The sequence below is a fragment of the Pseudomonas sp. GW822-FHT06B12 genome, from assembly GCF_058799675.1.
Genome location: NZ_JBXALR010000012.1, coordinates 91,384 through 118,295, shown reverse-complemented (window position 1 = coordinate 118,295; position 26,912 = coordinate 91,384). Strand labels below are relative to the sequence as shown.

At 58.2% G+C, this 26,912-nt stretch carries 21 protein-coding genes and 5 tRNA genes; 10 read left to right on the top strand and 16 right to left on the bottom strand.

Features of this window, described 5'->3' with window-relative positions:
• Positions 1 to 66: 66 nt before the first annotated feature.
• The 11 genes from AC1RKH_RS23450 to AC1RKH_RS23400 form a co-directional block, all read right to left on the bottom strand.
• The gene (locus tag AC1RKH_RS23450) at positions 67 to 1,926 is read right to left on the bottom strand and encodes a SurA N-terminal domain-containing protein (protein WP_493063789.1); all 1,860 of its coding nucleotides are present in this window, start codon (positions 1,924 to 1,926) and stop codon (positions 67 to 69) included.
• Positions 1,927 to 2,027: 101 nt separating this feature from the next.
• Positions 2,028 to 2,105, bottom strand: a tRNA-Asp gene (locus tag AC1RKH_RS23445).
• 53 nt (positions 2,106 to 2,158) lie between these two features.
• Positions 2,159 to 2,431, bottom strand: a complete 273-nt coding sequence (locus AC1RKH_RS23440) for an HU family DNA-binding protein (protein WP_002552737.1) — start codon at positions 2,429 to 2,431, stop codon at positions 2,159 to 2,161.
• 147 nt (positions 2,432 to 2,578) lie between these two features.
• Positions 2,579 to 4,975: an endopeptidase La gene (lon, locus tag AC1RKH_RS23435; RefSeq protein ID WP_493063790.1), complete on the bottom strand. Its 2,397-nt coding sequence runs from the start codon at positions 4,973 to 4,975 to the stop codon at positions 2,579 to 2,581.
• Positions 4,976 to 5,172: 197 nt separating this feature from the next.
• Positions 5,173 to 6,456: an ATP-dependent Clp protease ATP-binding subunit ClpX gene (gene clpX / locus AC1RKH_RS23430; protein WP_493063791.1), complete on the bottom strand. Its 1,284-nt coding sequence runs from the start codon at positions 6,454 to 6,456 to the stop codon at positions 5,173 to 5,175.
• 112 nt (positions 6,457 to 6,568) lie between these two features.
• Entirely contained in the window at positions 6,569 to 7,204 is a 636-nt protein-coding gene (gene clpP / locus AC1RKH_RS23425; protein ID WP_090456702.1) for an ATP-dependent Clp endopeptidase proteolytic subunit ClpP, read from the bottom strand.
• A 92-nt stretch (positions 7,205 to 7,296) separates the two neighbouring features.
• Entirely contained in the window at positions 7,297 to 8,607 is a 1,311-nt protein-coding gene (gene tig, locus AC1RKH_RS23420) for a trigger factor (protein WP_103316154.1), read from the bottom strand.
• 399 nt (positions 8,608 to 9,006) lie between these two features.
• Positions 9,007 to 9,082, bottom strand: a tRNA-His gene (locus AC1RKH_RS23415).
• A gap of 77 nt (positions 9,083 to 9,159) precedes the next feature.
• Positions 9,160 to 9,244: transfer RNA gene (locus AC1RKH_RS23410), tRNA-Leu, on the bottom strand.
• Between the two features lie 56 nt (positions 9,245 to 9,300).
• Positions 9,301 to 9,376: transfer RNA gene (locus tag AC1RKH_RS23405), tRNA-His, on the bottom strand.
• 32 nt (positions 9,377 to 9,408) lie between these two features.
• Positions 9,409 to 9,485, bottom strand: a tRNA-Arg gene (locus AC1RKH_RS23400).
• Between the two features lie 275 nt (positions 9,486 to 9,760).
• On the opposite strand from AC1RKH_RS23400, the gene folD reads away from it, so the two are divergent.
• Positions 9,761 to 10,615, top strand: a complete 855-nt coding sequence (folD, locus tag AC1RKH_RS23395) for a bifunctional methylenetetrahydrofolate dehydrogenase/methenyltetrahydrofolate cyclohydrolase FolD (protein ID WP_493063792.1) — start codon at positions 9,761 to 9,763, stop codon at positions 10,613 to 10,615.
• A gap of 260 nt (positions 10,616 to 10,875) precedes the next feature.
• Positions 10,876 to 11,817 carry a D-alanyl-D-alanine endopeptidase gene (gene pbpG, locus AC1RKH_RS23390; RefSeq protein ID WP_493063793.1) on the top strand — a complete coding sequence of 314 codons (942 nt, stop codon included), beginning with the start codon at positions 10,876 to 10,878 and terminating at the stop codon, positions 11,815 to 11,817.
• Between the two features lie 69 nt (positions 11,818 to 11,886).
• On the opposite strand, the gene AC1RKH_RS23385 is transcribed toward pbpG, so the two are convergent.
• From AC1RKH_RS23385 to AC1RKH_RS23375, 3 genes are all read right to left on the bottom strand, one after another.
• A complete protein-coding gene (locus AC1RKH_RS23385; protein ID WP_493063794.1) occupies positions 11,887 to 12,576 on the bottom strand; it encodes a peptidase C39 family protein in 690 nt (229 codons plus the stop codon).
• 468 nt (positions 12,577 to 13,044) lie between these two features.
• Entirely contained in the window at positions 13,045 to 13,800 is a 756-nt protein-coding gene (locus AC1RKH_RS23380; protein ID WP_493063795.1) for a TerC family protein, read from the bottom strand.
• Between the two features lie 29 nt (positions 13,801 to 13,829).
• Positions 13,830 to 14,084: a hypothetical protein gene (locus tag AC1RKH_RS23375; protein ID WP_493063796.1), complete on the bottom strand. Its 255-nt coding sequence runs from the start codon at positions 14,082 to 14,084 to the stop codon at positions 13,830 to 13,832.
• A 135-nt stretch (positions 14,085 to 14,219) separates the two neighbouring features.
• Between AC1RKH_RS23375 and nhaR the strand changes: the two genes are divergently transcribed.
• Entirely contained in the window at positions 14,220 to 15,119 is a 900-nt protein-coding gene (nhaR, locus tag AC1RKH_RS23370; RefSeq protein ID WP_493063797.1) for a transcriptional activator NhaR, read from the top strand.
• A gap of 4 nt (positions 15,120 to 15,123) precedes the next feature.
• Here nhaR and AC1RKH_RS23365 read toward each other — a convergent pair whose 3' ends face one another.
• Entirely contained in the window at positions 15,124 to 16,278 is a 1,155-nt protein-coding gene (locus tag AC1RKH_RS23365) for an MFS transporter (protein ID WP_071554627.1), read from the bottom strand.
• A gap of 324 nt (positions 16,279 to 16,602) precedes the next feature.
• Here AC1RKH_RS23365 and sstT point away from each other — a divergent pair, with 324 nt between their 5' ends.
• Positions 16,603 to 17,835, top strand: a complete 1,233-nt coding sequence (gene sstT / locus AC1RKH_RS23360) for a serine/threonine transporter SstT (protein ID WP_493063798.1) — start codon at positions 16,603 to 16,605, stop codon at positions 17,833 to 17,835.
• A 167-nt stretch (positions 17,836 to 18,002) separates the two neighbouring features.
• Here sstT and AC1RKH_RS23355 read toward each other — a convergent pair whose 3' ends face one another.
• Positions 18,003 to 18,512, bottom strand: coding sequence for a DUF1993 domain-containing protein (locus AC1RKH_RS23355; RefSeq protein WP_493063799.1), 510 nt, complete (start codon positions 18,510 to 18,512; stop codon positions 18,003 to 18,005).
• Between the two features lie 183 nt (positions 18,513 to 18,695).
• Here AC1RKH_RS23355 and AC1RKH_RS23350 point away from each other — a divergent pair, with 183 nt between their 5' ends.
• From AC1RKH_RS23350 to AC1RKH_RS23325, 6 genes are all read left to right on the top strand, one after another.
• Entirely contained in the window at positions 18,696 to 19,397 is a 702-nt protein-coding gene (locus tag AC1RKH_RS23350) for a VIT1/CCC1 transporter family protein (protein ID WP_493063800.1), read from the top strand.
• 157 nt (positions 19,398 to 19,554) lie between these two features.
• Positions 19,555 to 20,373, top strand: a complete 819-nt coding sequence (locus tag AC1RKH_RS23345; protein ID WP_493063801.1) for a polysaccharide deacetylase family protein — start codon at positions 19,555 to 19,557, stop codon at positions 20,371 to 20,373.
• Positions 20,370 to 21,641, top strand: a complete 1,272-nt coding sequence (locus AC1RKH_RS23340; protein ID WP_493063802.1) for a putative glycoside hydrolase — start codon at positions 20,370 to 20,372, stop codon at positions 21,639 to 21,641. The genes AC1RKH_RS23345 and AC1RKH_RS23340 overlap by 4 nt, the downstream gene beginning before the upstream one ends.
• Positions 21,593 to 23,980: an exo-beta-N-acetylmuramidase NamZ domain-containing protein gene (locus AC1RKH_RS23335; protein ID WP_493063803.1), complete on the top strand. Its 2,388-nt coding sequence runs from the start codon at positions 21,593 to 21,595 to the stop codon at positions 23,978 to 23,980. The genes AC1RKH_RS23340 and AC1RKH_RS23335 overlap by 49 nt, the downstream gene beginning before the upstream one ends.
• 179 nt (positions 23,981 to 24,159) lie before the next feature.
• A complete protein-coding gene (gene ftsH, locus AC1RKH_RS23330) occupies positions 24,160 to 25,983 on the top strand; it encodes an ATP-dependent zinc metalloprotease FtsH (protein WP_493063804.1) in 1,824 nt (607 codons plus the stop codon).
• A 194-nt stretch (positions 25,984 to 26,177) separates the two neighbouring features.
• Positions 26,178 to 26,825, top strand: a complete 648-nt coding sequence (locus AC1RKH_RS23325) for a YceH family protein (protein ID WP_493063805.1) — start codon at positions 26,178 to 26,180, stop codon at positions 26,823 to 26,825.
• Positions 26,826 to 26,912 lie beyond the last annotated feature (87 nt).

Genomic DNA, 26,912 nt, shown 5'->3' with positions numbered 1-26,912 from the left:
ACAAAACAAAAGACCCCGGCCTTTCGGCCAGGGTCTTTGTTTACCACCAACGGAGTCAGTCAGGCATCAGTAACGCTTGATGTCGGCCTGGCTTTCCAGCTGCTTGCGATAGGCAGCAAAGTCTTGCTGGCCAATGCGCGATGCGAGGAAGCGACGATACTGAGCCTTCTCTTCTTCAGAAGGCGCAGCGGCTTCGTTCACCCCGTTCAGGCGTACGATCACCAGACTACCATCGGTCAGGGTCACGCTGCTGAATGTCGGCTTGTCCTTGGCGGCAGGCTTTGGCATGCGGAACAACGCTTGCAGCACGGTTGGGTCAACCCCTTCCTGAGCGCGAGTCGCCGCGTTGGTGACTTTCCAGCTTTGACCGGCGAGCGGCGTCTTGCCATCGCGCAGGCTGGCGATCAGCTCATCAGCCTTGGTCTTGGCAGCAGCACTGGCGTGCTCCTTGGTCAATTGCACGCGGATGCTCGCAGCGACGCTTTCCAGCGGCAGCTGTTCAGGCTTGCGATGCTCTTTGGCACGCAGCACCACGACAGTTTCCGGATCCAGTTCGATACCGGTGCTGTTGGCACCTTCATCCAGTACTTCCGGGCTGAATGCTGCAGTGACCACGGCGCGGTTGGCCGCGATACCTTCGCCACCTTCACGGCCAAACGGCGCGGACGTGTGAACGGTCAGCTTCAGGTCCTGAGCGGGTTGAACCAGATCGGAGGCTTCGAACGAGGCGTCTTCCAGCTGTTTGGTCGCGTCAACAAAACGCTGCTCGACCTGCTGGGTTTTCAGTTCCTTGGTCAGCTTGTCTTTCAGGCTGGCGAAGCTTGGCACTTGAGGTGCTTCAACACCCAACAGCTTGATCAAGTGGAAACCGAATTCAGTGCGCACCGGCGCCGATACCTGATCCTTGTTCAACGCATACAGCGCTTTCTCAAAGAGCGGATCGTAAACACCTGGGCCAGCGTAACCAAGGTCACCGCCATTGGCTGCCGAACCTGGGTCCTGCGAGAACTCCTTGGCCAGGGCCTCGAAGCTATCACCTTTGGCCAGACGTGCCTGAATCTCTTCGATCTTCGCCTTGGCTTGCGCCTCGTTCACCTTGTCATTCACTTCGATCAGAATGTGCGCAGCCCGGCGTTGTTCGGCCAGGTTCGCAGTTTCTTTCTGATACAGCGCTTGCAGGTCTTCGTCCTTGACGGCGACCTGATCAAAGAAGGAAGCCTTCTTCAACTCGAGGTAATCGATGACCACCTGATCCGGCGTCATGAACTCTTTGGCGTGCTCGTCGTAGTAAGCCTTGACCTCTTCGTCGGTCAGTTTCACAGCCGCTGGATCTGCCTTGACGCTCAGGATGGCGAAATCGCGGGTTTGCTTTTCCAGACGGGCGAAAGCCTGAACCTGAGCATCGGTAACGAAACCGCTACCTGCCAGACCGGCACGCAGTTGGCCGATCAGCATTTCCTGAGCCAGCATCTGGCGGAACTGCATACGGCTGTAGCCCAACTGACGAATCACCTGATCGAAACGCTCAGGACTGAACTTGCCGTCGACCTGGAATTCAGGTGTTTGCAGGATCACTTGGTCCAGTGCAGCTTCGGAGAAAGCGAATTTCGATTTTTCTGCGCCTTGCAGCAACAGTTTGCGGTCGATCAGCCCTTTCAGAGCCGCTTCGCGCAACATTTTTTCGTCCAGCAAGGAAGCATCGAAATCCTTGCCCAGCTGTTGCATGAGCTGACGGCGTTGCATATCAACCGCCTGGCTCAGCTCGTTCTGGCTGATTTCCTCACCATTCACCTTGGCCGCATCGTTGCGGTGGGTAGTGGCTTTGAAAATGGCGTCGAAACCGGTCAAAGCCATCAGTGCAACGATGACCCCGATAATGGTCTTGGCAATCCAGCCTTGTGAATTGTCCCTGATATTCTGCAGCATGCGTCCCCCAGAAACGGTTGAACTTCAATTTAGGCAACCGTGGAGCGTGGGTAGAATCCGGATAGAAGAAAGGCGCATCCGAGGATGCGCCTTCTCGTAACTGGCGGAGCGGACGGGGGCTCGAACCCGCGACCCCCGGCGTGACAGGCCGGTATTCTGACCGACTGAACTACCGCTCCGCTGCCAAGTCAGGAATGACCCCGACCCGGATAGGCAAAAAACCGAGTGAGGCTTAGTTAACAGCTTCTTTCAGTGCTTTACCGGCTTTGAAACCTGGTTTTTTAGCTGCTGCGATTTCCAGCGTCTTACCGGTCTGTGGGTTACGACCAATGCGAGCTGGACGATCAGTGACGGAGAAAGTACCGAAACCAACCAGAACAACAGAGTCGCCAGCCTTGAGAGCGCCAGTGACGGATTCGATTACAGCGTCCAGCGCACGGCCAGCAGCGGCTTTCGGGATATCAGCGGATGCAGCGATAGCATCAATCAGTTCCGACTTGTTCACTCTAAGTCCCCTTATATCTATTTGAGATGATTCTAAGTTTTTTGGTGAAAGCAAAAACGAGTGCTGAATGGCCTACAGACACTTAAGAGCCGCTTTATAACAAGGGCTCTAAAAAGCTGTCAAGAAAGCCCCCCAGGCTAATACGTACTAGTGCGTGCTAATTCTTTCCTTAGAGTCAGACTCGCGCTTCTCATCCTTTGCAACTATCTCGGGAGCCACATCCGGCAAGGGCTCCGGCGCGTATTGCAGCGCAATTTGCAGGACTTCGTCAATCCATTTAACCGGTTTAATCTGAAGATCTTGCTTGATATTGTCAGGAATTTCCTTCAAATCGCGAACGTTCTCTTCAGGAATGATCACCGTCTTGATTCCGCCGCGGTGGGCCGCCAGCAGTTTTTCCTTAAGACCACCGATCGCCAGAACCTGGCCGCGCAAGGTGATTTCGCCGGTCATGGCAACATCGGCACGCACAGGAATCCCGGTCAAAGCTGACACCAGCGCTGTGCACATGCCTACACCCGCACTAGGACCGTCTTTGGGCGTCGCCCCTTCCGGCATGTGGATGTGGGTGTCGCGCTTCTCGTGGAAGTCCAGCGGGATCCCCAGGCTTTTCGCGCGGCTGCGAACAACCGTCAGCGCTGCAGTGATCGATTCGACCATGACATCGCCCAGCGAACCGGTCTTGATCAACTGACCTTTACCCGGCACTACCGCAGCTTCGATGGTCAGCAACTCGCCGCCCACCTGAGTCCAGGCCAGACCCGTCACTTGCCCGATCTGGTCTTGTTGCTCGGCCAGGCCGTAGCGGAACTTACGCACGCCGAGGAAGTGTTCCAGCAGCTCGGCAGTGACCTTCACCGAGAAGCGTTTTTCCATCGCATGCTCTTTGACCGTCTTGCGGCAAACCTTGGCAATCTGGCGCTCAAGCCCACGGACACCGGCTTCCCGGGTGTAGTAACGAATGATGTCGCGGATCGCCTCGGCGTCGAATTCCAGCTCGCCTTTTTTCAAGCCGTTGGCCTGAATCTGCTTGGGCGAAAGGTACTTGACGGCAATGTTGATCTTCTCGTCTTCGGTGTAACCCGGCAGACGAATCACTTCCATCCGGTCGAGCAGCGCCGGCGGAATGTTCATCGAGTTCGAGGTGCAAAGGAACATCACATCGGACAGGTCGTAGTCGACTTCCAAATAGTGATCGTTGAAATTGTGGTTCTGCTCAGGATCGAGCACTTCCAGCAAAGCCGACGCCGGATCGCCACGCATGTCGCTGCCCATCTTGTCGATTTCGTCGAGCAGGAAAAGTGGGTTGCGCACGCCAACCTTTGTCATCTTTTGAATCAATCTTCCTGGCATCGAACCGATATAAGTCCGGCGATGACCACGAATTTCCGCCTCGTCGCGTACACCACCGAGGGCCATGCGTACGAATTTGCGGTTTGTTGCGTGGGCAATCGACTCCGCCAGGGAGGTTTTACCAACCCCTGGAGGACCAACCAGGCACAACACCGGGCCGCGAATTTTCTTCACGCGTTTTTGCACGGCGAGGTATTCGAGAATCCGCTCTTTGACTTCTTCCAGACCATAGTGGTCGGCGTCGAGAATGTCTTCTGCGCGCGCAAGATCCAGGCGAACCTTGCTTTGCGCCTTCCACGGCACCTGAACCAGCCAGTCGAGGTAGGACCGTACAACGGTCGCTTCGGCAGACATCGGTGACATTTGCTTGAGCTTGTTCAGCTCGGCCTGGGCCTTGATCAGCGCGTCTTTTGGCAAACCTGCGGCATCGATGCGCTTTTTCAGCTCTTCGACTTCGTTATGGCCTTCTTCGCTATCGCCCAGCTCTTTCTGAATGGCCTTCATCTGCTCATTCAGGTAGTACTCGCGCTGGCTGCGCTCCATTTGCTTTTTGACGCGGCCACGAATACGTTTTTCGACTTGCAGCAGATCGATTTCGGCGTCCAGCAATGCCAGAACGTGCTCGACCCGGGCCGACAAATCGATGATTTCGAGGATTTCCTGCTTCTGCTCGATCTTCAGCGCCATGTGCGCGGCCATGGTATCGACCAGGCGGCTTGGCTCATCGATGCTGTTGAGCGACGACAGGACTTCAGCCGGAACCTTCTTGCCCAACTGAACGTATTGCTCAAATTGCGACAGCAAACTGCGGACAAACACTTCCGACTCGCGCTCGGGAGCTTCGACTTCGTCAATCAGCGAAACCTCGGCACGGCAATGGCCGTCGACTTCACTGAAACGCTCGACCGCGCCCCGTTGCTCGCCTTCAACCAGCACTTTGACCGTGCCGTCAGGCAGCTTCAGCAGCTGCAGAACCGTCGCGATAGTACCTACGCGATAAAGTGCGTCTTCACCGGGATCGTCGTCAGCAGGGTTTCTCTGAGCCAGCAGAAGGATCTGCTTGTCGCCCGTCATCGCGGCCTCGAGGGCTTCGATAGATTTCTCGCGCCCCACGAACAGCGGGATAACCATGTGCGGATAAACCACAACATCACGCAATGGCAGGAGAGGCAATTCGATGGTTGTCTTCATGATTTCGCCTCTACGGCGGCCATAAGGCCGGAAACAGATGGAAGTAAGCTTGAAACCAAGATGGGGGCTGCTTTCAAAAAAAACAAGCTGATTAAAAAACCGCAGTAAAGATCGTCCGAACGCAGCCCGAACCTGCGGCAGCTCCTACAAAAGCAAAGGGGCCCGAAGGCCCCTTCTTTAATCCAGCAGTGCGACGCTTACGCGTCTGGCGCTGCCTTGGCAGCCGGCTCACTGTTTTCGTAGATATACAGTGGCTTGGACTTGCCTTCTATAACGCTTTCATCGATCACTACTTTACTCACCTCGGACTGCGAGGGGATTTCATACATGGTGTCGAGCAGTACACCTTCGAGGATCGAGCGCAATCCACGAGCACCGGTTTTACGTTCCAGTGCGCGCTTGGCGACCGATTTCAGTGCGTCGGCCCGGAACTCCAGGTCTACGCCTTCCATCTCGAACAGCTTGGCATACTGTTTGGTCAGAGCGTTTTTCGGCTCGGTGAGGATCTGCATGAGCGCAGCCTCGTCGAGCTCGTCCAGCGTCGCAAGAACCGGCAGACGACCGACGAATTCCGGGATCAGACCGAACTTGACCAGATCGTCAGGCTCGACTTCACGCAGGGATTCACCCACCTTCTTGCCTTCTTCCTTGCTGCGAACTTCTGCGCTGAAACCAATGCCGCCGCGGGTGGAGCGGTTTTGAATAACCTTTTCCAGGCCGGAGAACGCACCGCCGCAGATAAACAGGATGTTACGGGTGTCGACCTGAAGGAATTCCTGCTGCGGGTGCTTGCGACCACCTTGAGGCGGAACGGAAGCGACCGTGCCCTCGATCAACTTGAGCAGGGCCTGCTGCACGCCTTCACCGGAAACATCCCGAGTGATGGACGGGTTGTCAGACTTGCGCGAAATCTTGTCGATTTCATCGATGTAGACGATGCCCATTTGAGCCTTTTCTACGTCGTAATCGCACTTCTGCAACAGTTTCTGAATGATGTTCTCAACATCTTCACCCACGTAACCCGCCTCGGTGAGGGTGGTTGCGTCAGCGATAGTGAAAGGCACATTCAGCAAACGGGCCAGTGTTTCAGCAAGCAGGGTTTTACCCGAGCCTGTAGGGCCGATCAGCAAGATGTTGCTTTTGCCGAGCTCGACGTCGTCAGTCTTTTTGTCACGCTGGTTGAGGCGTTTGTAGTGGTTGTACACCGCTACGGCCAAAACTTTTTTTGCACGTTCCTGACCAATCACGTACTGATCAAGGATGCCGCTGATTTCTTTAGGCGAAGGCAATTTATGCGCGCTGCTTTCGGCCTGTGCTTCCTGCACCTCCTCGCGGATGATGTCATTGCACAGGTCGACGCACTCGTCGCAGATAAAGACCGAGGGGCCGGCAATCAATTTGCGCACTTCATGCTGGCTTTTGCCACAGAAGGAGCAATAGAGCAGCTTGCCGTTGTCCTCGCCGTTGCGGGTGTCAGTCATTCGTTCGATCCAAATCCGATAGGCTTGCAACACAAGATGAAGGCTATTGCGGGCTTTTTCAAGCCCGCCGGTGATCAGACCAGCCGACCAACCCTATTTTGAGCTGCTTATTTTAAGCGGGGCGCTGAGTGATCACTTCATCGATCAACCCGTATTCACGCGCGGCATCTGCACTCATGAAATTATCGCGGTTGGTATCGCGCTCGATTTCTTCAAGAGTGCGCCCGCTATGCTTGGCCATCAACGTGTTGAGACGCTCACGGATGAAGAGGATTTCCTTGGCATGGATTTCGATATCCGACGCCTGCCCCTGGAAACCGCCCAGTGGCTGGTGAATCATCACACGCGAGTTCGGCAAGCAGTAACGTTTGCCTGGAGCACCGGCGGTCAACAGGAATGCGCCCATGCTGCAGGCCTGACCGATACAGGTGGTCGACACGTTTGGCTTGATGAACTGCATGGTGTCATAAATTGACATGCCCGCCGTCACCGAACCGCCCGGGGAGTTGATATAGAGATGGATGTCCTTGTCCGGGTTTTCCGCTTCAAGGAATAGCAGTTGCGCACAAATCAGATTGGCCATGTAGTCCTCTACCGGGCCAACCAGAAAGATCACTCGCTCCTTGAGAAGGCGCGAGTAAATGTCGTAGGCGCGCTCGCCACGAGCGGATTGCTCGACAACCATCGGGACCAGGCCGCCTGCGGCCTGGATATCAGAGTTCTGCTGAATATACGAATTACGGAACATGCTCTGCAGTCACTCCCAAATAGTTATGTCTTGAATACGCATAAGCCAGCTCGAAAGCTGGCTTATGGTGTGTGCTTCTAACGCAAAAACAATCAGTCGGCTTGTGGAGCTTCTACCGGCTTGACCGCTTCTTCGTAAGAGACCGATTTATCGGTCACGCTAGCTTTCTGCAGAACAGTATCCACAACTTGCTCTTCCAGCACAACCGAACGGACTTCGTTCAGTTGCTGGTCGTTCTTGTAGTACCAGGACACGACTTGCTCAGGCTCCTGATAAGCCGAAGCCATTTCCTGAATCAGCTCGCGAACGCGGGTTTCGTCAGGCTTGAGGTCGTATTGCTTGACCACTTCAGCCACTACCAGACCCAGCACAACGCGACGCTTGGCTTGTTCTTCGAACAGCTCGGCCGGCAGTTGATCAGGCTTGATGTTGCCACCGAACTGCTGAACAGCCTGAACGCGCAGACGATCAACCTCGTTGGACAGCAGAGCCTTTGGCACTTCGATCGGGTTGGCGGCCAGCAGACCGTCCATTACCTGATTCTTGACCTTGGATTTGATCGCCTGACGCAGCTCGCGCTCCATGTTCTTACGAACTTCGGTACGGAAACCGTCGATGCCAGACTCTTTGATACCGAACTGAGCGAAGAATTCTTCAGTCAATTCAGGCAGTTTCGGCTCGGAAACAGTGTTAACAGTGACGGTGAACTCGGCTGCTTTGTTAGCCAGGTCCAGGTTCTGATAGTTCTCAGGGAAGGTCAGGTTCAGAACGCGCTCTTCGCCCGCTTTAGCGCCAACCAGGCCTTCTTCGAAGCCAGGGATCATGCGGCCGGAACCCAGAACCAGCTGAGTACCCTTGGCGGAACCACCGGCGAACACTTCACCGTCAACCTTGCCAACGAAATCGATGTTCAGTTGGTCTTCGTTCTGAGCTGCGCGATCGGCAATTTCAAAACGAACGTTCTGCTTGCGCAGGATTTCCAGCATTTTGTCCAGATCGGCGTCCGCCACGTCAGCGCTCAGGCGCTCGACAGCGATGGATTCGAAACCGGCAACGGTGAACTCAGGGAACACTTCGAACGTTGCAACGAATTCCAGATCCTTGCCCTTCTCCAGGACTTTAGGCTCTACCGAAGGAGCGCCAGCCGGGTTCAGCTTTTGCTCGACAATAGCTTCGTAGAAAGAAGCCTGGATCACATCGCCTACAGCTTCCTGACGCGCATCAGCTTCATAACGCTGACGGATCACGCTCATTGGCACTTTGCCAGGACGGAAGCCTGCAATTTTGGCCTTTTGGGCAGTCTGCTGCAGACGCTTGTTGACTTGAGTCTCAATGCGCTCAGCTGGCACGGTGATGCTCATGCGGCGCTCAAGAGCAGAAGTATTTTCAACAGAAACTTGCATGGATATTCCTCGTTGCACAGACGTTAGCCGGCCGTTTCCGACCCCAGAATCAAGGGCATGCATTCTAGTGGGTCAAACTCAAGAAGTCACCCTACTGAAAACGGGTAAAAACGCAGCAGGCAATTTATAGGTGCGAATGCACGAATGCACCTCGCCCCGGAGGCTAATACAGTCAATCACACCAGGGCTCTGCGCCAACCCTTCTATATAGAAGGAGTGCCCATCACATCCCTGGCAGCCGATCTTGCGAGCAAGGTCGGCAGGCAATGCGGCATCATCGAGCAACATGAATACGACGAAACGCCCTACCCTTGCGACCCGGAACCTGCAGTCGCTGAACACACAAACCGCTGAAATAAAAAAGGCGCCAGACTGTTAAATCTGGCGCCTTTCGAAATATGGGGTGGACGATGGGGATCGAACCCACGACAACGGGAGTCACAATCCCGTGCTCTACCAACTGAGCTACGCCCACCATATTGCGCAACAAAAAAGCCAAACAACTTCTTTGCCGAACTCCAACCCAGCCAACGGCCTGACTGAAGCTTTAATTGGTGCGGATGAAGAGACTCGAACTCTTACGCCTCGCGGCGCTGGAACCTAAATCCAGTGTGTCTACCAATTCCACCACATCCGCGTATCAAGCTTTTAAAGCAAAGGCGCCAGATTATTAATCTGGCGCCTTTCTAAATATGGGGTGGACGAAGGGGATCGAACCCTCGACAACGGGAGTCACAATCCCGTGCTCTACCAACTGAGCTACGCCCACCATATCGCGTTACTTGTGCCAAAGCTGCCTAATGGCGCACCCGGCAGGACTCGAACCTGCGACCATCCGCTTAGAAGGCGGATGCTCTATCCAGCTGAGCTACGGGCGCCTTGTTAGCTGTACCCTTGAAGGACTACAAACTAAGTGCTTTCCAGCCTTGCAGAACCGTAATTCCGCTTGACCTTCCTAACCAGTGCTAGGCTGTGCCCGACAAGTGCGACGAATAGTATAGAGCCCCCCGGAGACCGTCAAATCCTTTTTAAAAAAAATTCATTTAATTAAAGGGCTTAGGGGAATTTGCAGACCAAGCGCCTTTGCCCTCACGTTCTGACATGCGAGAATGCGTTCTCTTTTCTTCCCCCTCTCGATGGTTAATCACGCGCAATGACTGCACAACTAATCGACGGCAAATCGATCGCCGCCAGCCTGCGCCAGCAGATCGCCAAACGTGTCGCCGAGCGTCGCCAGCAAGGTCTGCGCACGCCAGGCCTCGCGGTGATCCTGGTCGGCAGCGATCCCGCCTCTCAGGTTTATGTCTCGCACAAGCGTAAAGACTGTGAAGAGGTCGGCTTCCTCTCCCAAGCCTATGACCTACCCTCCGATACCACCCAGCAAGCCCTGGCCGAGCTGATCGACCGTCTGAATGACGACCCGAACATCGACGGCGTACTGCTGCAGCTTCCTCTGCCTGAACACCTGGACGCCTCCAAATTGCTGGAGCGCATTCGTCCGGATAAAGACGTGGATGGTTTCCATCCTTATAACGTCGGCCGCCTGGCACAACGTATCCCTTTGCTGCGTCCGTGCACCCCTAAAGGCATCATGACCTTGCTGGAAAGCACTGGTGCCGATCTTTACGGGATGGATGCAGTGATCGTCGGCGCTTCCAATATCGTCGGTCGTCCGATGGCGATGGAATTGCTGCTGGCCGGTTGCACCGTGACCGTGACCCACCGCTTCACCAAGGATCTGGCCGGCCACGTCGGTCGCGCCGATCTGGTCGTAGTCGCCGCCGGCAAACCTGGCCTGGTTAAAGGTGAGTGGATCAAGGAAGGCGCCATCGTCATCGACGTCGGCATCAACCGCCAGGAAGACGGCAAGCTGGTAGGCGATGTGGTTTATGAAACCGCCCTGCCCCGCGCCGGCTGGATTACTCCAGTACCTGGCGGTGTCGGCCCGATGACTCGCGCCTGCCTGCTGGAAAACACCTTGTACGCAGCGGAAACCCTGCACAGCTAAGTGCAGATTTCCCCTGAAGCCAGACAAGGAACCCTGCCATTTGGCGGGGTTCTTTGCTTAAGGCATCACACCGAGTCTCAGCCGAACCGTCAGACGACGTCAGTTCGTCGTAAACCCCCGTTTTTTAGACGAAAACAGGGAGTTTCATCTGCGCACCGAAGAACATTCGACAGTTCCTCAACTACGCTCATAAAATGTAACGCTTTTCTGGAAACAGCCCGTTGCAAAACGGTATACCCACATTTATCGAGTCTACTCGCGTGAAAATCCGTCTTTCCATCCTGAGTCTTCTTTTTGCATTATCAGGCAGTGTCATCACGTCGAACGTCGATGCTCGTGAAACCATCGCAGCCCCCCGAGACACCTCAAATCTGCGCATCGCTTCCGGCAGCGCAATGCTGATCGATCTGCAAACCAACAAAGTCATCTATGCCAGCAACCCGGACGTGATCGTGCCGATCGCCTCGGTGACCAAATTGATGACCGGGCTGATCGTGCTGGACGCCAAGCAGAACATGGACGAGTACATTTCCGTATCGATCAGCGACACCCCGGAAATGAAAGGCGTGTTCTCCCGAGTCAAACTCAATAGCGAACTGTCGCGCAGGGAAATGCTGCAGATTGCGCTCATGTCCTCGGAAAATCGCGCCGCCGCGAGCCTGGCCCACCACTACCCTGGTGGTTACGCGGCCTTTATCGCCGCAATGAACGCCAAGGCCAAGGTGCTGGGCATGACCAGCACCCATTACGTCGAGCCGACCGGCCTGTCGGTCAACAACGTTTCCACGGCCCGCGACCTGAGTAAATTGCTTCAGGCGGCACGCAAGTACCCGATGCTGAGTCAACTGAGCACCACCAAGGAAAAAACCGTGACGTTCCGTAGGCCCAACTACTCCTTGGGCTTTCACAACACCGACCACCTGATCAACAAAGCCAACTGGGACATCGAGCTGACCAAGACCGGCTTCACCAACCAGGCTGGCCACTGCCTGGTATTGGTGACGAGCATGGGTAATCGCCCGGTGTCGCTGGTGATTCTCGATGCTTTCGGCAAGTACACCCACTTCGCAGACGCCGGACGGATTCGTCAATGGGTTGAAACCGGCAAGAGCACTTCTGCGCCGAGTGTTGCCCTGCACTACAAAGCCGAGAAAAACCTGCAACATCGTCAAGGTAGCGGCATGGCGCAGACCGGCAAATAAGCGTACGAAAAAAGGCCCGCGACGTGAGTCGGGACCTTTATCGATGACGGCGCCTCAAGGCGCCGTTTTTTATTCGGCTCGATTAAGGACTGTCAGCGCTTTGGTCGCATTGGCTGCGGCCTGCTCCTGTCCGACCCGTGCCAGATCTTCAGCGGCCTTGAGCCAGCGCTGCTGGTCAACCCTGGCCGGAATCTGGGTCGGCGCCTGAATCAGCACCGCCCAACCACCAGCGTTCTGGAAAGCGGATTCAAACGACTTGAAGTCCATCAACAAGCGGCGATCCATTCCAGAACGCAACAGCACTGTCTGCTTGTGACGGTTGTAGCCGGCAAGAATGGCGTACCTCGGCTCTTTCCAGAATGCCGAGCCTTCACTGAAGCGCAGCAGCACCGGGTAACCCGCCGCGACCTGGGTCAACAACGCCGGCAGATTGCTGTCCAGCGGATACACGACCATCCCGTATTCACGCGCCAGGTTCTGCATGTTTTGCTGCAACTGCGCCTCGGCGCCCGGTAGATGCAACGGCTTGTCGAGTAAACCCGGAGTAATCACGATGCCTTGCTGGGAAAGCATGCTGGCCAGGGATTGCGGCCCGCTTTGGTAGGCTTCGCCACGGTAAAACGGCATACCACTGAGCTCGACGCGCTCTGGCAGACGCTGGATTTCAGGTTGCACGCTCCCGGCACAACCGGCCAGGCTCAAGACGCAGGCCGCTGCCAGCAAGGCGAAGCGGGATCGGGAAAATACCGGCGACATCATCACTCACTTGTTCAGGCGCCAGGCAATTGGTCTCCCGGCTTCGACTATGATCATAGCAGCGGTATAGCCTTTAACGGCAGTTGCGTGCAGCTGATAGAGCGAACTGGTTGGTGACTCACGACTATTGGTCAATTGCCTGCAACACATCAGCGACTAGACTGCCCCTTACAAAGAGTAAGAGCTCGAAGCAGGGTAAAGAGGAGGCACGGATGAGCCTGACGATGATAATCCTGATGCTGATCGGGGGCTGGTTAGCCGTAGCGGCCGCGATGCTGTGGGGCGTATTGCGCATTACCCGCAGACACCATCACACGCCTGTTCAACCTGCGCCCCCCGCCAAAGCCGGGAAACCTGCGCAACACCACGCTACGGCGCACTGATCGATCCGGTTGAAATCCCCTCCCCCCAAAAAAACGGCCGCCTGCACGCTTTCGAGTGCAGACGACCGTTGTGTTTTTACCTTACCGCTTACGCTTCAGCTTGCGCAGCGAGCCGTTTCTCCCGAACCCGACGCGACAATATGTTCAGGCTTTCAATCGTTGCCGAGAACGCCATGGCCGCATAGACGTAGCCTTTCGGGACATGGGCGCCGAAGCCTTCGGCGATCAGGGTCATGCCGATCATGATCAGGAAGCCCAGAGCCAGCATCACCACCGTCGGGTTGTCGTTGATGAACCTGGCCAGAGGTTCAGCGGCCAACAACATCACCAGCACCGACACCAGCACCGCGATGATCATGATCGGCAAGTGCTCGGTCATGCCGACAGCGGTAACGATGCTGTCGATGGAAAACACCATATCGAGCATCAGGATCTGACCGATCGCCGCGGCAAAGCCCAATGTCACGCCAGACGTTTGCGACTTCGGGTCCTCCGGCGACGGGCTCATGCTGTGATGGATTTCGCTGGTTGCCTTCCACAACAGGAACAGACCGCCCGCGATCAGGATCATGTCTTTCCAGGAGAACGCATGATTGAACAGTTCAATCACCGGCTCAGTCAGTTGCACGATGAACGCGATGGTGCTCAGCAAGCCCAGACGCAGAACCAGGGCCATGCTGATACCGATGCGGCGTGCCTTGGCACGGTGTTGCACGGGCAGTTTGTTGGTCAAAATCGAAATGAAGATCAGGTTGTCGATGCCCAGCACGATTTCCATCACGATCAACGTCGCCAGGGCGACCCAGGCGGTGGGGCTTGCAGCAAGTTGTAAAAGATATTCCATGGGTCAGTCCTGGCTCGGTGGTAAACGAATTAGATTTCCTGCGACGAACTTTCTTTCTTCTCGCTGTCATCGCGAGCCGGCTTTTCCTTGTTGCCGACGATGTTCGAGGTGGCATCGTTTAGCGCTTGTTCTGCCGCCTTATGCGTATCGTCGATCGCCTGCCTGGCGGTTTCGGCGGCTTTACCCATCAGTTGCCGGGCGCTTTTCTCGGCTTGATCACAGCCCGTCAGCACCAGTGCAGAGAGGACCAGCAACGAAGCGGCGGTCAGGGAATTGAGTTTCATCATGCTTTCCTCGATAGAACGGACTTGGCCAAGGCAATGGCCCGTCGATAGCGAGGCATTCTAAGGAGACGAACACTTCAGGAAAATTCGTATTTTTAGCAGCTATACTTCGGTTTTTACGAATCGGCAGCGCACATGCTCAATTATCGGCAATTGCATTACTTCTGGGTCGTGGCCAAAACCGGCAGCATCGTGCGTGCCTGTGAGCAACTGAACCTGACCCCACAGACCATCAGCGGACAGATCAGCCTGCTGGAGCAAACCTACGGGATAGAGCTGTTTCAGCGGGTCGGCCGGCAACTTGAGCTGACCGAGGCCGGGCGTCAGACGCTGCCCTACGCCGAGCAGATGTTTCAGTTGGGCGGCGAACTGGAGGCCATGCTCCGGGCACAACCCAATGAACAGCAGATTCTGTTTCGGGTGGGCGTCGCCGATGTGGTACCCAAATCCATCGTCTATCGCCTGATTGCGCCGACCATGGAATTGAGTGAGCCGCTGCGCATTACCTGCCGCGAGGACAAACTGGAACGCTTGCTGGCCGACCTGGCCATTCAGCGGCTGGACCTGGTGATCTCCGACAGCCCGATGCCGTCGCACCTGGACATCAAGGGCTACAGCCAGAAGCTCGGTGAATGCGGCATCAGCTTTTTCGCCACGAAGGAGCTTGCACAACGCTATGGCAAAGACTTCCCTCGCTGCCTGCACGGCGCTCCACTGCTGATTCCAGGGCAGGAAACCGTAGTGCGCAATCGCTTACAGCGCTGGTTCGCCGAACAGCAGATTCAGCCGCGCATAGTTGGCGAATTCGATGACAGCGCACTGATGCAGGCGTTTGGCCAATCCGGCAGCGGGATTTTCATCGGTCCGAGCGTGATTGCCGAGGAGGTGAAACGCCAATACGGCGTCGAGTTGATCGGGCAAACCGACGCGGTGACCGAGTCGTTTTACGCGATCTCGGTGGAGCGCAAGGTCAAGCACCCTGGCATTGTGGCCATTACCGAAGGTGCCCGACGCGAGTTGTTTACCGCTCTTTAATGCCTCAGGCGCAAACAGCCGGGGCTTTGACCTTCATCAACAACAGCGCCAATACAATCGACACCAGGATAAAACCGGCTGCCGCAAACCCCAGGCTACCGAGGCCCAAGGTGTCGATCACGTGCCCACCGACCATCGCGCCCAAGCCAATCCCCAGATTGGCCCCGGCGATATTCAGCGACGCGGCAAAGGCCGGCGCCTGCGGAGCGGCTTTCATCAAGCGCACATGGCTGACCAGGAACAATGCGGCCTGAGTCACGCCCCAGATGCCCATCGCCGCCGCCAATCCCAACGTCGAGTGAATACTCGGCACCAGCGCCACCATGCCGCCGATCATGAAGCCACAGAACACCATCGACGCGATCAGCGGATGGCGGTCGACCATGCGCCCACCCAGCGAGTTGCCGATCAGCCCGACCGCGCCAAAGCCCATCAGGCACCAGCCGACCACGGTGCCGTTGAAACCGGCCAGTCGCTCAAGGATGTCGGCCAGGTAGGTATAAGCGGTAAACATCCCGCTGAAGACCAGAATCGACAACAACACATGCCCTTGCATCAGCGGGCTGCGCAGAATCTTGAACTGCGAACGGAAGCTCACCTGCTGGTTGTGCAAGTTGGTTTTCGGCAAATAGATAAACAGCAGCAGCGCCTTGGCAAAGGCAATCACCGCGAGAATGCCGAAAGCCGTGCGCCAGCCGAACGCATCGGAAATCAGCGTACCGACGGGGATCCCGAACACGGTCGCGCAGACAATCCCGAAACCGATCTTGGCAATCGCCCGTCCGGCGTAGTCCGGCCCGACGATATCCACTGCCGTTTCACTGGCCAACGCCCAGAACACTGGCAACCCCAATGCCGGAATCAGCCGCGCCACAGCCATCACACCAATGTTCGGTGCCATGGCCGCCAGGGTGTTCGCCAGCCCGAACATGATCAGCACGCTGATAAACAGACGCCGACGCTCAAAGCGCGCGAAGTACGCGGTCAGGAACGGTCCGAAAGCAGCGACGGTAAACGCAAACAAGGTCACCAGCAGTCCCGCCTGGGACACGCTGACGTCGAGGTCGCGAGCAATCGACGGCAACAGACCGACAATGATGAATTCTGTGGTCAGCACGGTGAAACCGGCAGCTGACAACAACAGGATGGGCAACAGCATGGGTAACTCCAGAAAACAACAACGCCAGCGACAGCCCAAGGGCTCACTGAGGGGAGATGAAAAAGAGGATGGCGAAGCTTAACAGACTGTGCCCGACAGCGCGGCACGAACCTGACCTATCCGCTTAAACACTCGGGCGGCAGATCGTCACAGGCCTGAAGGATCAAGCCTACGCTGTGATAAAGTCCGCGCCCGCAAAAAAATTCAACCTTGCTCACCCGCCGATGCTGATGACGCAATGTGCTCTTGCCCGGTCAGCCTGCCCGTTTTTTGCTGACCGGGTTTCTCGATTCACAGCACCTTAAAAAAATCAGAGATACCGCTATGACTGCTGTTCCGCCTGCTCTTTTGCAACGACTCAAACGCACCAGCCTGGTCACGCAAATCGTTATTGGCCTGATCGCCGGTATTGCTTTGGCGCTGTTCGCGCCTGACGTGGCAAAGTCCACCGCGTTCATCGGCAAAGTGTTTGTCTCGGCACTGAAAGCCGTCGCGCCGATTCTGGTGTTCGTGCTGGTGATGGCCTCGATTGCCAATCACAAGCATGGCCAGGAAACCCACATCAAGCCGATTCTGTTCCTGTATCTGCTGGGCACCTTTGCCGCAGCGGTGGTCGCGGTGGTGGCCAGCACGCTGTTCCCTTCAAACCTGGTGCTGTCGACCCACGACGTGGCGATCAGCGCTCCCGGCGGAATCGCCGAGGTCTTGCAAAGCCTGCTGCTGAGCGTGGTCGACAACCCGGTCAGCGCACTGATGAATGCCAACTTCATCGGCATTCTGGCCTGGGCGATCGGCATGGGCGTCGCCATCCGTCATGCCGGAGAAACGACCCGCACTGTGCTGGGTGATCTGTCCAACGGCGTCACCGTGATCGTGCGTCTGGTGATTCGTTTTGCTCCGCTGGGGATCTTCGGTCTGGTCGCCTCCACGCTGGCCACCTCGGGCTTCGGCGCGCTGATCGGCTACCTGCACCTGCTGGCGGTACTGCTGGGCTGCATGCTGTTCGTGGCGTTGGTGATGAACCCGGCCATCGTGTTCTGGAAACTGCGCCGCAACCCTTATCCGCTGGTGCTGACCTGCCTGCGGGAAAGCGGAATCACCGCGTTCTTCACCCGCAGTTCGGCGGCGAATATTCCAGTCAACCTGGAGCTGAGCAAGCGTTTGGGTCTGCATGAGGACACCTATTCGGTATCGATCCCGCTGGGCGCGACCATCAACATGGCCGGTGCGGCGATTACTATCACCGTGCTGACCCTGGCGGCCGTGCACACCCTGGGGATTGCCGTGGACATCCCGACTGCCGTGCTGCTCAGTGTGGTGGCGGCAATCTGCGCCTGCGGTGCTTCGGGTGTGGCCGGTGGTTCGCTGCTGTTGATTCCGCTGGCGTGCAGCCTGTTTGGCATTCCGAGCGAGATCGCCATGCAGGTGGTGGCTGTCGGCTTCATCATCGGCGTGCTGCAGGACTCGGCGGAAACCGCGTTGAACTCCTCCACTGATGTGCTGTTTACTGCGGCGGCGTGTTTGGGTGAAGACGAAAAGGCTCAGCGTCTCGCGTAAGGAAGGCGAAGATCAAAAGATCGCAGCCTTCGGCAGCTCCTACAGGGGGTACACGATTCCGGTGTAGGAGCTGCCGCAGGCTGCGATCTTGGCAATAGACGGGACAATGCAAAAACAAAAGCCCGCCAAGGTTCACACCTTGGCGGGCTTTTTCGTTTCCGGCGGGTTTAGAACGCGCCCATGTAATCGCGCTTGCCGACTTCAACACCGTTGTGACGCAGGATCGCGTAGGCGGTGGTGACGTGGAAGAAGAACTGCGGCAGGCCGTAGGTCAGCAGGTAAGCCTGGCCACTGAAGCGTTTTTCTTTCGGGGTGCCAGGACGGGTAACGATCTCGATACCTTCCTTGCCGTTGATTTGTTCAGGCTTGATACCGTCGATGAAGGACAGCACCTTGGTAATCAGTGCTTGCAGTTCGGCGAAGGTTACTTCGGTGTCGTCGTACTTCGGCAGTTCGATTTCGGCCAGACGGGCAGAAACGCCTTTGGCGAAATCAACGGCGATCTGCACCTGGCGTACCAGCGGGAACATGTCCGGGTATAGACGCGCTTGCAGGAAAGCGTTCGGCTCGATGTTTTTTGCGGTGGCGTGGGCTTCGGCCTTGTTCAGAACATCGCTCAACGCGTTGAGCATTTGCTTGAAGACTGGAACGGAAGCAGCGTACAGAGAAATAGTCATGGCAGTCTCGTTGGGTGGCGGGTGTTGTGATAAGAGTGAAACGTGGCGCGATTATAGCCATGCTTGAAGCACCGTGCGGCTTGTCTTTGATCGCGCAAGGTGCACGAACTGTCAACCGACCAGCAGACGTATCCAGTGCGCCCCTGATAACGGCCCATCCACCCAAGTGAGCAGGTTTCAACGATGAAGTTCTTTCGCAGACACGCTGAATCCCATAAACATGAGCGGATCGGCTGGCTTCGGGCCTCGGTATTGGGCGCCAACGACGGCATTGTATCGACCGCCAGTCTGTTGATCGGCGTCGCCGCCGCCAATGCCACCCACAGCACCTTACTCGTCACGGGTGTTGCCGGGCTGGTGGCGGGTGCGATGTCGATGGCGGCGGGAGAATACGTCTCTGTGCATTCTCAGGCCGATACCGAACGGGCTGATCTTTTGCGCGAACAAACAGAGCTTGAGATGGCGCCGCTTGCCGAGCACCGGGAGTTGGCGGCCATCTATGTGGATCGCGGTGTTGAACCCGAGCTGGCCAGTCAAGTCGCCACGCAGCTCATGGCACACGATGCACTGGGCTCACATGCGCGCGACGAGCTGGGCATTTCCGATGCGCTCAGCGCAAAACCGCTGCAGGCGGCAATGTCCTCAGCGGTCAGCTTTATTGTGGGCGCCGCATTGCCGCTAGGCGTGACCATCCTCGCGCCGACGCACAGTGTGATTGCCTGGATATCCGGCATGTCGCTGGTTTTTCTGGGCGCTTTAGGGGGCATTGCCGCCAAGGCAGGCGGCGCCAATCTTCTGATCGGGGCATGGCGGGTGACACTGTGGGGCGCGCTGGCGATGGCTATCACCGCGACAGCAGGTATTTCATTGGGTGCCGTTGTTTAGCGCTTGTATGAAATGTGCTATCCAGCGTCCTCCCATGAAGTCTCCCTGGTCTTGATTTATATCAAGTCACCGCCATCGGCAACACAGTCCCTGCACTATGATTAATCCAGGTGTTCGGACCGGATCCCTCTGAGCGTCCGTACGGTGGGTTGCTTATATGAATGGTTCGATTCGGCTTCTGGTGTGCGCCATGTTGGTGTGCATCTGCGGGCTGGCCCTGGGCACGGACGCAGCTGCGCAGAGCGCCGAACAGCGCGTCACGATCCTCGTATATCACCGTTTTTCGCAGACACTGGACGACTCGATGACCGTGCGCATGAGCACCTTCGAAACCCAGTTACGTGTCCTGCACGAGCATGACTACCACATCGTGCCGCTGCGTGAAGTGGTCGATTGGTTGCAGGATCCGAATGCGACGTTACCGCAGAAGCCGGTAGCGATCACCGTCGACGACGGGCATCGTTCGGTATACGAAAAGCTGCTGCCCATCGTGCTGCGCGAGCGTTTTCCGGTCACGCTGTTCATCTATCCATCGGCGATCTCGAACGCGTCCTATGCGCTGACCTGGGAGCAATTGAGTAGCCTGCAACAGACCGGGCTCTTTGACATCCAGTCGCACACGTACTGGCATCCCAATTTCAAGGTCGAGCGCAGACACCGTACACCGGCAGATTTCCAGCAATTTGTCCGCATGCAACTCGACAAGTCCCGTCGACGTCTAGAGGCGCAAACCGGTACGCATATCGACATGCTCGCGTGGCCGTTCGGGATCTACGACGACGAGTTGATCGCACTCGCCTCCGACGAGGGTTACGTCGTGGCCTTCACACTGGACGCGCACAAGGCGGACCGGCATGCACGGCTGCTCGCGCTGCCGCGTTTTCTGATGACCGATGCCTACGGCGCCAGCGCATTCGCGCACCTGCTCGGCGAACCGAACACCCCGGCGATACCCGCTACGGAGAGCGCACGATGACCTTCACACGCGCAATGAGGCGCTATGCGATCCCGACGCTACTCGCCGTCACGGCCCTGCTGACCGAACGAGGCGCCCTGGCCGTCACCGGTGTCGTGCTCGACTCAAGCACACAGAATCCGCTCGCCGACGCGATCATCACGACATCGGCGGGTGTGATACGCACCGACGAACACGGGCAATTCGAAATCGCTCAGCCGGTCGAGAGCGTTGCGACCCGCGCGCCGGGGTATCTGCGCACCGAGGCCAAGGTGTCCGGCGATACGCCCGTGACACTCGCATTGACCCCGTTTCGCCCGAAAGCGCTCTACCTGTCGGTGTTCGGCGTGACCAGCAAGGCGCTGCGCAGCAACGCCGTCAGCCTTGCCGAAAGCACCGAGATCAATGCATTGGTGATCGACGTCAAGGGTGATCGCGGCATGACGCCGTATCGCAGCGCGGCGCGCGAGGCGATCGGCGCTGCAGCCCGCGTGACCAAGCGCGCACCGCAAGCTCAGGACTTTCCGGCGCTGCTCGCCAGCTTGCATGCGCAACACCTGTACCTGATCGCGCGTATCGTGGTGTTCAAGGACGACCCACTCGCCGACGCGCACCCGGAGTGGAGCGTGCACACCGCAGAAGGCCTGCCGTGGCGCGATGGCGAGAGCCTGCAATGGATGGATCCGTTTTCGCAGGACGTATGGCAGCACAATCTCGATGTCGCCGAGGAAGCGGCGCGGATGGGCTTCGACGAAGTTCAGTTCGACTATGTGCGCTTTCCCGACAAGAGCGGACTGCACTTTGCCCTCAAGAACACCCGGCACAACCGGACCGCGGCTATCGTCGGCTTCCTCCAGGCCGCGCGCACACGGCTGGCGCCCTACAATGTATTCGTCTCCGCAGACATCTTCGGCTATGTCTGCTGGAATCTCGACGATACCGCGATCGGCCAGCAGATCGAATTGCTCGGCGAGCCGCTCGACTATATTTCGCCGATGCTCTACCCGTCCGGTTTTACCTGGGGGCTGCCGGGTTTGACCAACCCGGTCAGCGATCCCGGTCAAATCGTCAGACGCTCCCTGACAGAGGCGCTGAAGCGCACCCATCTGTCGGGTGTGCGTTTTCGTCCGTGGCTACAGGCCTTTCGCGACTATGCATTCGATCATCGCCTGTTTGATGCTGCGGCGATCAGTGCACAGATCAACGCCGCCGATGCAGCCGGCACCGATGGATGGATGTTATGGAATCCACACAATCACTACAACGCCGCCGATTTGCCGCACCCTTGATCGGTGTGCTGAAACGCTGGGCGATGCTGCTTGCAATGGTGGCGGCACAGTTCGCGGGTGCCGCCGACTTCGATGCGGCGGCGCGCCTGCAAGCCGCACAGATCGCCCTGGGGCAGATCACCGCCGGACGCGTTCCGGGGGCCGTCGTCCTGATCGGGGACGCCACGCACGTGTTCTATCGCCAAGCCTTTGGGCTACGCGCGACAACGCCTGACCCCGAACCGATGACGCTGAGCACCGAGTTCGATCTCGCGTCGCTGACCAAAGTCATCGCGACCACCACAGCGATCATGCAACTGGCCGAAGCGCGCCGCATCGACCTGGACGCACGCGTTGCACAGTATTGGCCGGCCTTTGCGGCCTTCGGCAAAGACGCGGTGACGGTGCGTGATCTGCTGGCGCACACCTCCGGGCTGCTGCCAGACCTGCCTGTGCGACCGCTGCATCCGGACCGCGAAGGCGTGTTGAGCGCCATCGCGGCGCAACGACTACGTAGCGTGCCAGGTGAGCGTGTCATTTACAGTGACCTGAATTTCGTGGTGCTTGGCGAACTGGTCGAGCGCATCACGCACCGCACGCTCGACGCGTATTGCCAGGCTTACATCTTCGGGCCGCTCGGTATGCGTGACACAGTCTTTCTACCGGACCCCGGGCGAGCAGCCCGCAGTGCGCCGACACTCGCGAACAAGGCCGGTATCCGCCGCGGCCGCGTGCACGATCCGACAGCCGAATGGATGGGCGGTGTCTCCGGCAACGCCGGGTTGTTTTCCACCGCGGATGACCTCGCCCGCTTCGCGCAAATGATGCTCAACGAGGGGCGCGCTGGCGGCCTGCAGATTCTGCGGCCAGCGAGCATCGCCGCGCTCACGAGTGCCGCCTCGCCGCTCGCGACGGCGCCGTGGCGCGGACTCGGCTGGGACCTGGCCGCACCGTTCGCGTCGAACCATGACCGTTTGCCGCCGATTGGCATGATCGGCCACACCGGATACACCGGCACGGGCCTGTGGATCGATCCGCTGACGCGCCAATTCATCGTTATCCTGACCAACCGCGTGTACCCGAACGACCGCGGTGACGCCCGCCCGCTGCGTGCGCAGTTGCTCGCGCTGCTGGCAAGCCGGGCCCCGCCTGCGAGCGTCGCGCAAATCGGTCAATGGCTGCCATCGACGTTGCCGGCACTGAGTGCCGCCGATCGCCTGCCGACCTCGACGGGCCCGGTACAGACCGGCATTGACGTGCTCGAGGCACAGCGGTTTGCGCCGCTCGCAGGCCTGCGCGTGGGCTTGATCACCAATCGCAGCGGCTTCGACGCCGAGGGCCGGCGCACCGTCGACGTACTCGCGCACGCGCCAGGCGTCAAACTGGCGGCGCTGTTCTCGCCGGAACATGGGCTGAATATCGATATGGACGAGCGCGTCGGCGACACCCTCGACACGGCGACAGGCCTCACCGTACACAGTCTCTACGGCGCGGCACGGCGCTTCCCGCCCGGTTCGCTCTCTGGACTGGATGCGCTGATCTTCGACATTCAGGATGCCGGCGTGCGCTTTTTCACCTACGAAACGACGCTTGGCTACGCACTCGAGGCCGCAGCGGCGCGGCGCATTCCGCTGTTCGTGCTGGACCGGCCTGATCCGCTCGGTGCGCAGCGATTCGGCGGACCGGTACTGGACAGCCGCCACGAATCGTTCACCGGCTATTTCCCGGCGCCGCTGCAGCCCGGCATGACGGTCGGCGAGCTGGCGGGGCTGTTCAACCGCAACAAGCACATTGGCGCAGATCTGCGTGTTGTGCCGATGCAGGGCTACCGGCGCGCGATGACCTTCGCCGACACCGGTCTCGGTTGGGTGCCGCTCTCGCCAAACCTGCGCACACTGTCCCAGCTGGACCTCTACCCGGATGTCGGTTTGCTCGAGGGCGCGAATCTGAGTGTGGGACGCGGCACAGCGCATCCGTTCGAGTGGATCGGCGCGCCGTGGATCGACGCGACCCGGCTCGCACACGCGCTGAATGCCCTCGACGTCGGCGCGCATTTCGAGCCGGTCGACTTCGTGCCCACCGAATCGACCTGGCACGGTCAGCTCTGTCATGGCGTGAGTATCACTCGCGACCCGGTGCCTGAAGGACGTCCCGTCGCGCGCCTGGGATTGGCGCTGCTCGCCACACTGCATGCGCTCTATCCGGGCACGTTAGATCTTGCGGCAACCCGCGGCTCAATCGGCTCGCAAATCGTGTGGCAAGCGATCAGCGACGGCGTGGCACCTGACGCAGCGCAAGCGATCGACGCCGCAGCGCTTGAACGCTTCGCGCGACTACGCCAGGAGAACCTGCTCTATTGACCTCGACGCGATGGTAGGCATCATCGAGTTCAACCTGCATCAGCATTTTACTGTGGGCCCGGAGGGCGGCGTAAAACCCTGCGTTCGAGCGGCTGGCGTCTAAAATTCTATTTAAATGCCCATGGGGGTTAAGGATTGAATCGCCACGCATCGTGCCCCTTACCCCCTGAGTCAAGGCCATGAAGAAGAATCACCAGTGGAACCTTTCCTACTTCGCGATCACCTTTCTGGTTCTTGCACTCACTCAGCTTTTTTTTGTTGAACGCCATTCCGTGCAGAACCTCCCTTACAGTCAGTTCCTGCAACTGTTGGACGCGCATAAGGTCAGCGAGTTGCGGGTCGATAAGGAGCAGATCAGCGGCAAGCTGCTAGAGCCCATCGACGGCCATGACCTGTTCACCACCGTGCGGGTCGATCCTACGCTTGCGACTGAATTGGCCCAATCAGGCGTCGGCTTTTCCGGTATCAGCGAAAACACACTGATGAACGCGCTGCTGGGCTGGCTGCTGCCCTTTGCCATGATCATGGTGCTCTGGAACTTCCTGTTCCGCGGCATGGCCGAAAAACAGGGCCTTGGCGGACTGATGAATGTCGGCAAGTCACGGGCCAAGGTCTTTGTCGAACGCGATACCGGGGTGACTTTCGCCGATGTAGCGGGCATCGATGAAGCCAAGGCCGAGCTGGTGGAAATCGTCTCGTTCCTGAAGGACAAGGCCAAATACGCACGCCTGGGAGCGCACATTCCCAAGGGCACCCTGCTGGTCGGCCCACCGGGCACCGGCAAGACCCTGGTGGCCAAGGCGATCGCCGGTGAAGCTGGCGTGCCGTTTTTTTCGATTTCCGGTTCCGAGTTCGTCGAAATGTTCGTCGGTGTCGGCGCCGCTCGAGTGCGCGACTTGTTCGAGCAGGCACGGCAGGCGGCACCGTGCATCATCTTCATCGACGAACTCGACGCCCTGGGTAAAATGCGCGGTATCGGTGCGTTTGGCGGCAACGACGAAAAAGAGCAGACCCTCAACCAGCTGCTGGCCGAACTGGACGGCTTCGACCCACGCGAAGGTGTGGTCCTGCTGGCGGCGACCAATCGGCCGGAGGTCCTCGACCCAGCACTGCTGCGGGCCGGTCGTTTCGACCGTCAACTGGTGATCGACCGCCCCGATCGAAAAGGCCGGCAGGCCATCCTCAAGGTCCATCTGAAAAAAATCACCGTAGCGCCCGACATCGACTGCGAACGTATCGCCGAAATCACCACGGGCTTCACCGGTGCGGACCTGGCGAACCTGATCAACGAAGCCGCCATCGTGGCCACCCGCCGGGGAGGCCAGACCGTCAGCCTCGACGACTTCACGGCTGCGGTAGAACGCATGGTCGCGGGTGTCGAACGCAAGAGCAGCCTGTTACGGCCTGACGAGCGTCTGGTGGTGGCCTATCACGAAATGGGGCATGCCTTGGCCGCTGGCACCTTGCCCGGGATGGACCCGGTCCACAAAGTCTCGATCATCCCCCGCTCCATTGGCTCGCTGGGTTATACCTTGCAGCGACCGACCGAGGATCACTTCCTGATCAGCTGTCAGATGCTCAAGGATCGAATCGCCGTACTGATGGCCGGTCGGGCCGCCGAGTACATCGTCTACGGCCAGATCTCCACAGGCGCAGCCGACGACCTGACGCGGGCGACCGATATCGCCCGGCAGTTGATCACCCGTTTCGGCATGAGTGCCGAACTCGGTCAGTCGGTACTGGAACGGCAAAGTCCAACTTATCTGGGCGAGAACATGCCCGGATTTGGCCAGAAGGACTATTCGGAACAAACCGCGCGTGAAATCGACCTGGGCATCCGCGCCTTGCTCGAAGAAGCCTATAACCGTGCCAAAACGCTGCTCGACAGTCGTCGGGCCGACCTGGATGCCGGCGCCCGCCTGCTGCTGGAAAAGGAAACACTGACGCCTGAAGAGTTCCCTCCATTGATGCCTCTCAAATCCTCCCCTGATGGTTCGCCATGATTGAGGTCCGCCTATGCGGGGTGCGCTAAGATTGCCGCACTCGCCTCCCCAACGAGGTTCTGCTCGCCGAGAACCGGGTTCTGGACGTCAAACAGAACAACGTGAAGGCGGAGCGATCTGACCCGCAAACAAGGGTCTGCTGCTAAATTAGGGAGTCAACAATGGAAGCAACGGTTAGCAAGGGCCCAGAACACATGAGCGCAGAACCAGAGACGTCCACCGATGCACTGCAGCTGAGCAGCACGGAGCTGCGGATTCTCGGCTCTTTGATCGAGAAACAGGCGACCAGCCCGGAAACCTATCCGCTGACCCTTAATGCGTTGGTTATCGCCTGTAACCAGAAAACCAGTCGTGAACCAGTGATGAACCTCAGCCAGGGCCAGGTCGGGCAAAGTTTGCGTGCCCTGGAAGGTCGTGGTTTCACCAGGCTGGTCATGGGTAGCCGCGCCGATCGCTGGGAGCATCGGCTCGACAAGGCGCTGGAGCTGGTGCCGGCCCAGGTCATTCTGGCCGGTTTGCTGTTTCTGCGCGGCCCGCAGACAGTCAACGAACTGCTGACACGCAGCGGCCGCATGCATGACTTCGAAGATGCCGAACAGGTTGTCCATCAACTGGAGCGCTTGATTGCCCGCGGTCTAGCGATGTTGCTGCCACGCCAGTCGGGCCAGCGCGAAGACCGCTACATGCACTCGCTGGGCGACCCGGCAGATATCGAAGCGATCCTCGCCGCTCGCCAGAATCCGGTGGAACGCGGCGCCAGCAGCGGCGTGTCGGTGGAGCGTATTGAAGAGCTTGAAGCGCGGATTGCCGCCCTCGAAGAGCGCCTGGCGCGCCTCGAGTAACACCGCAGCTTTTATGTGATGAGAGGGCTTGCCCTAATACCTGTCAGTTAAGCGCAATCCATGTGGGAGCGAGCCTGCTCGCGATAG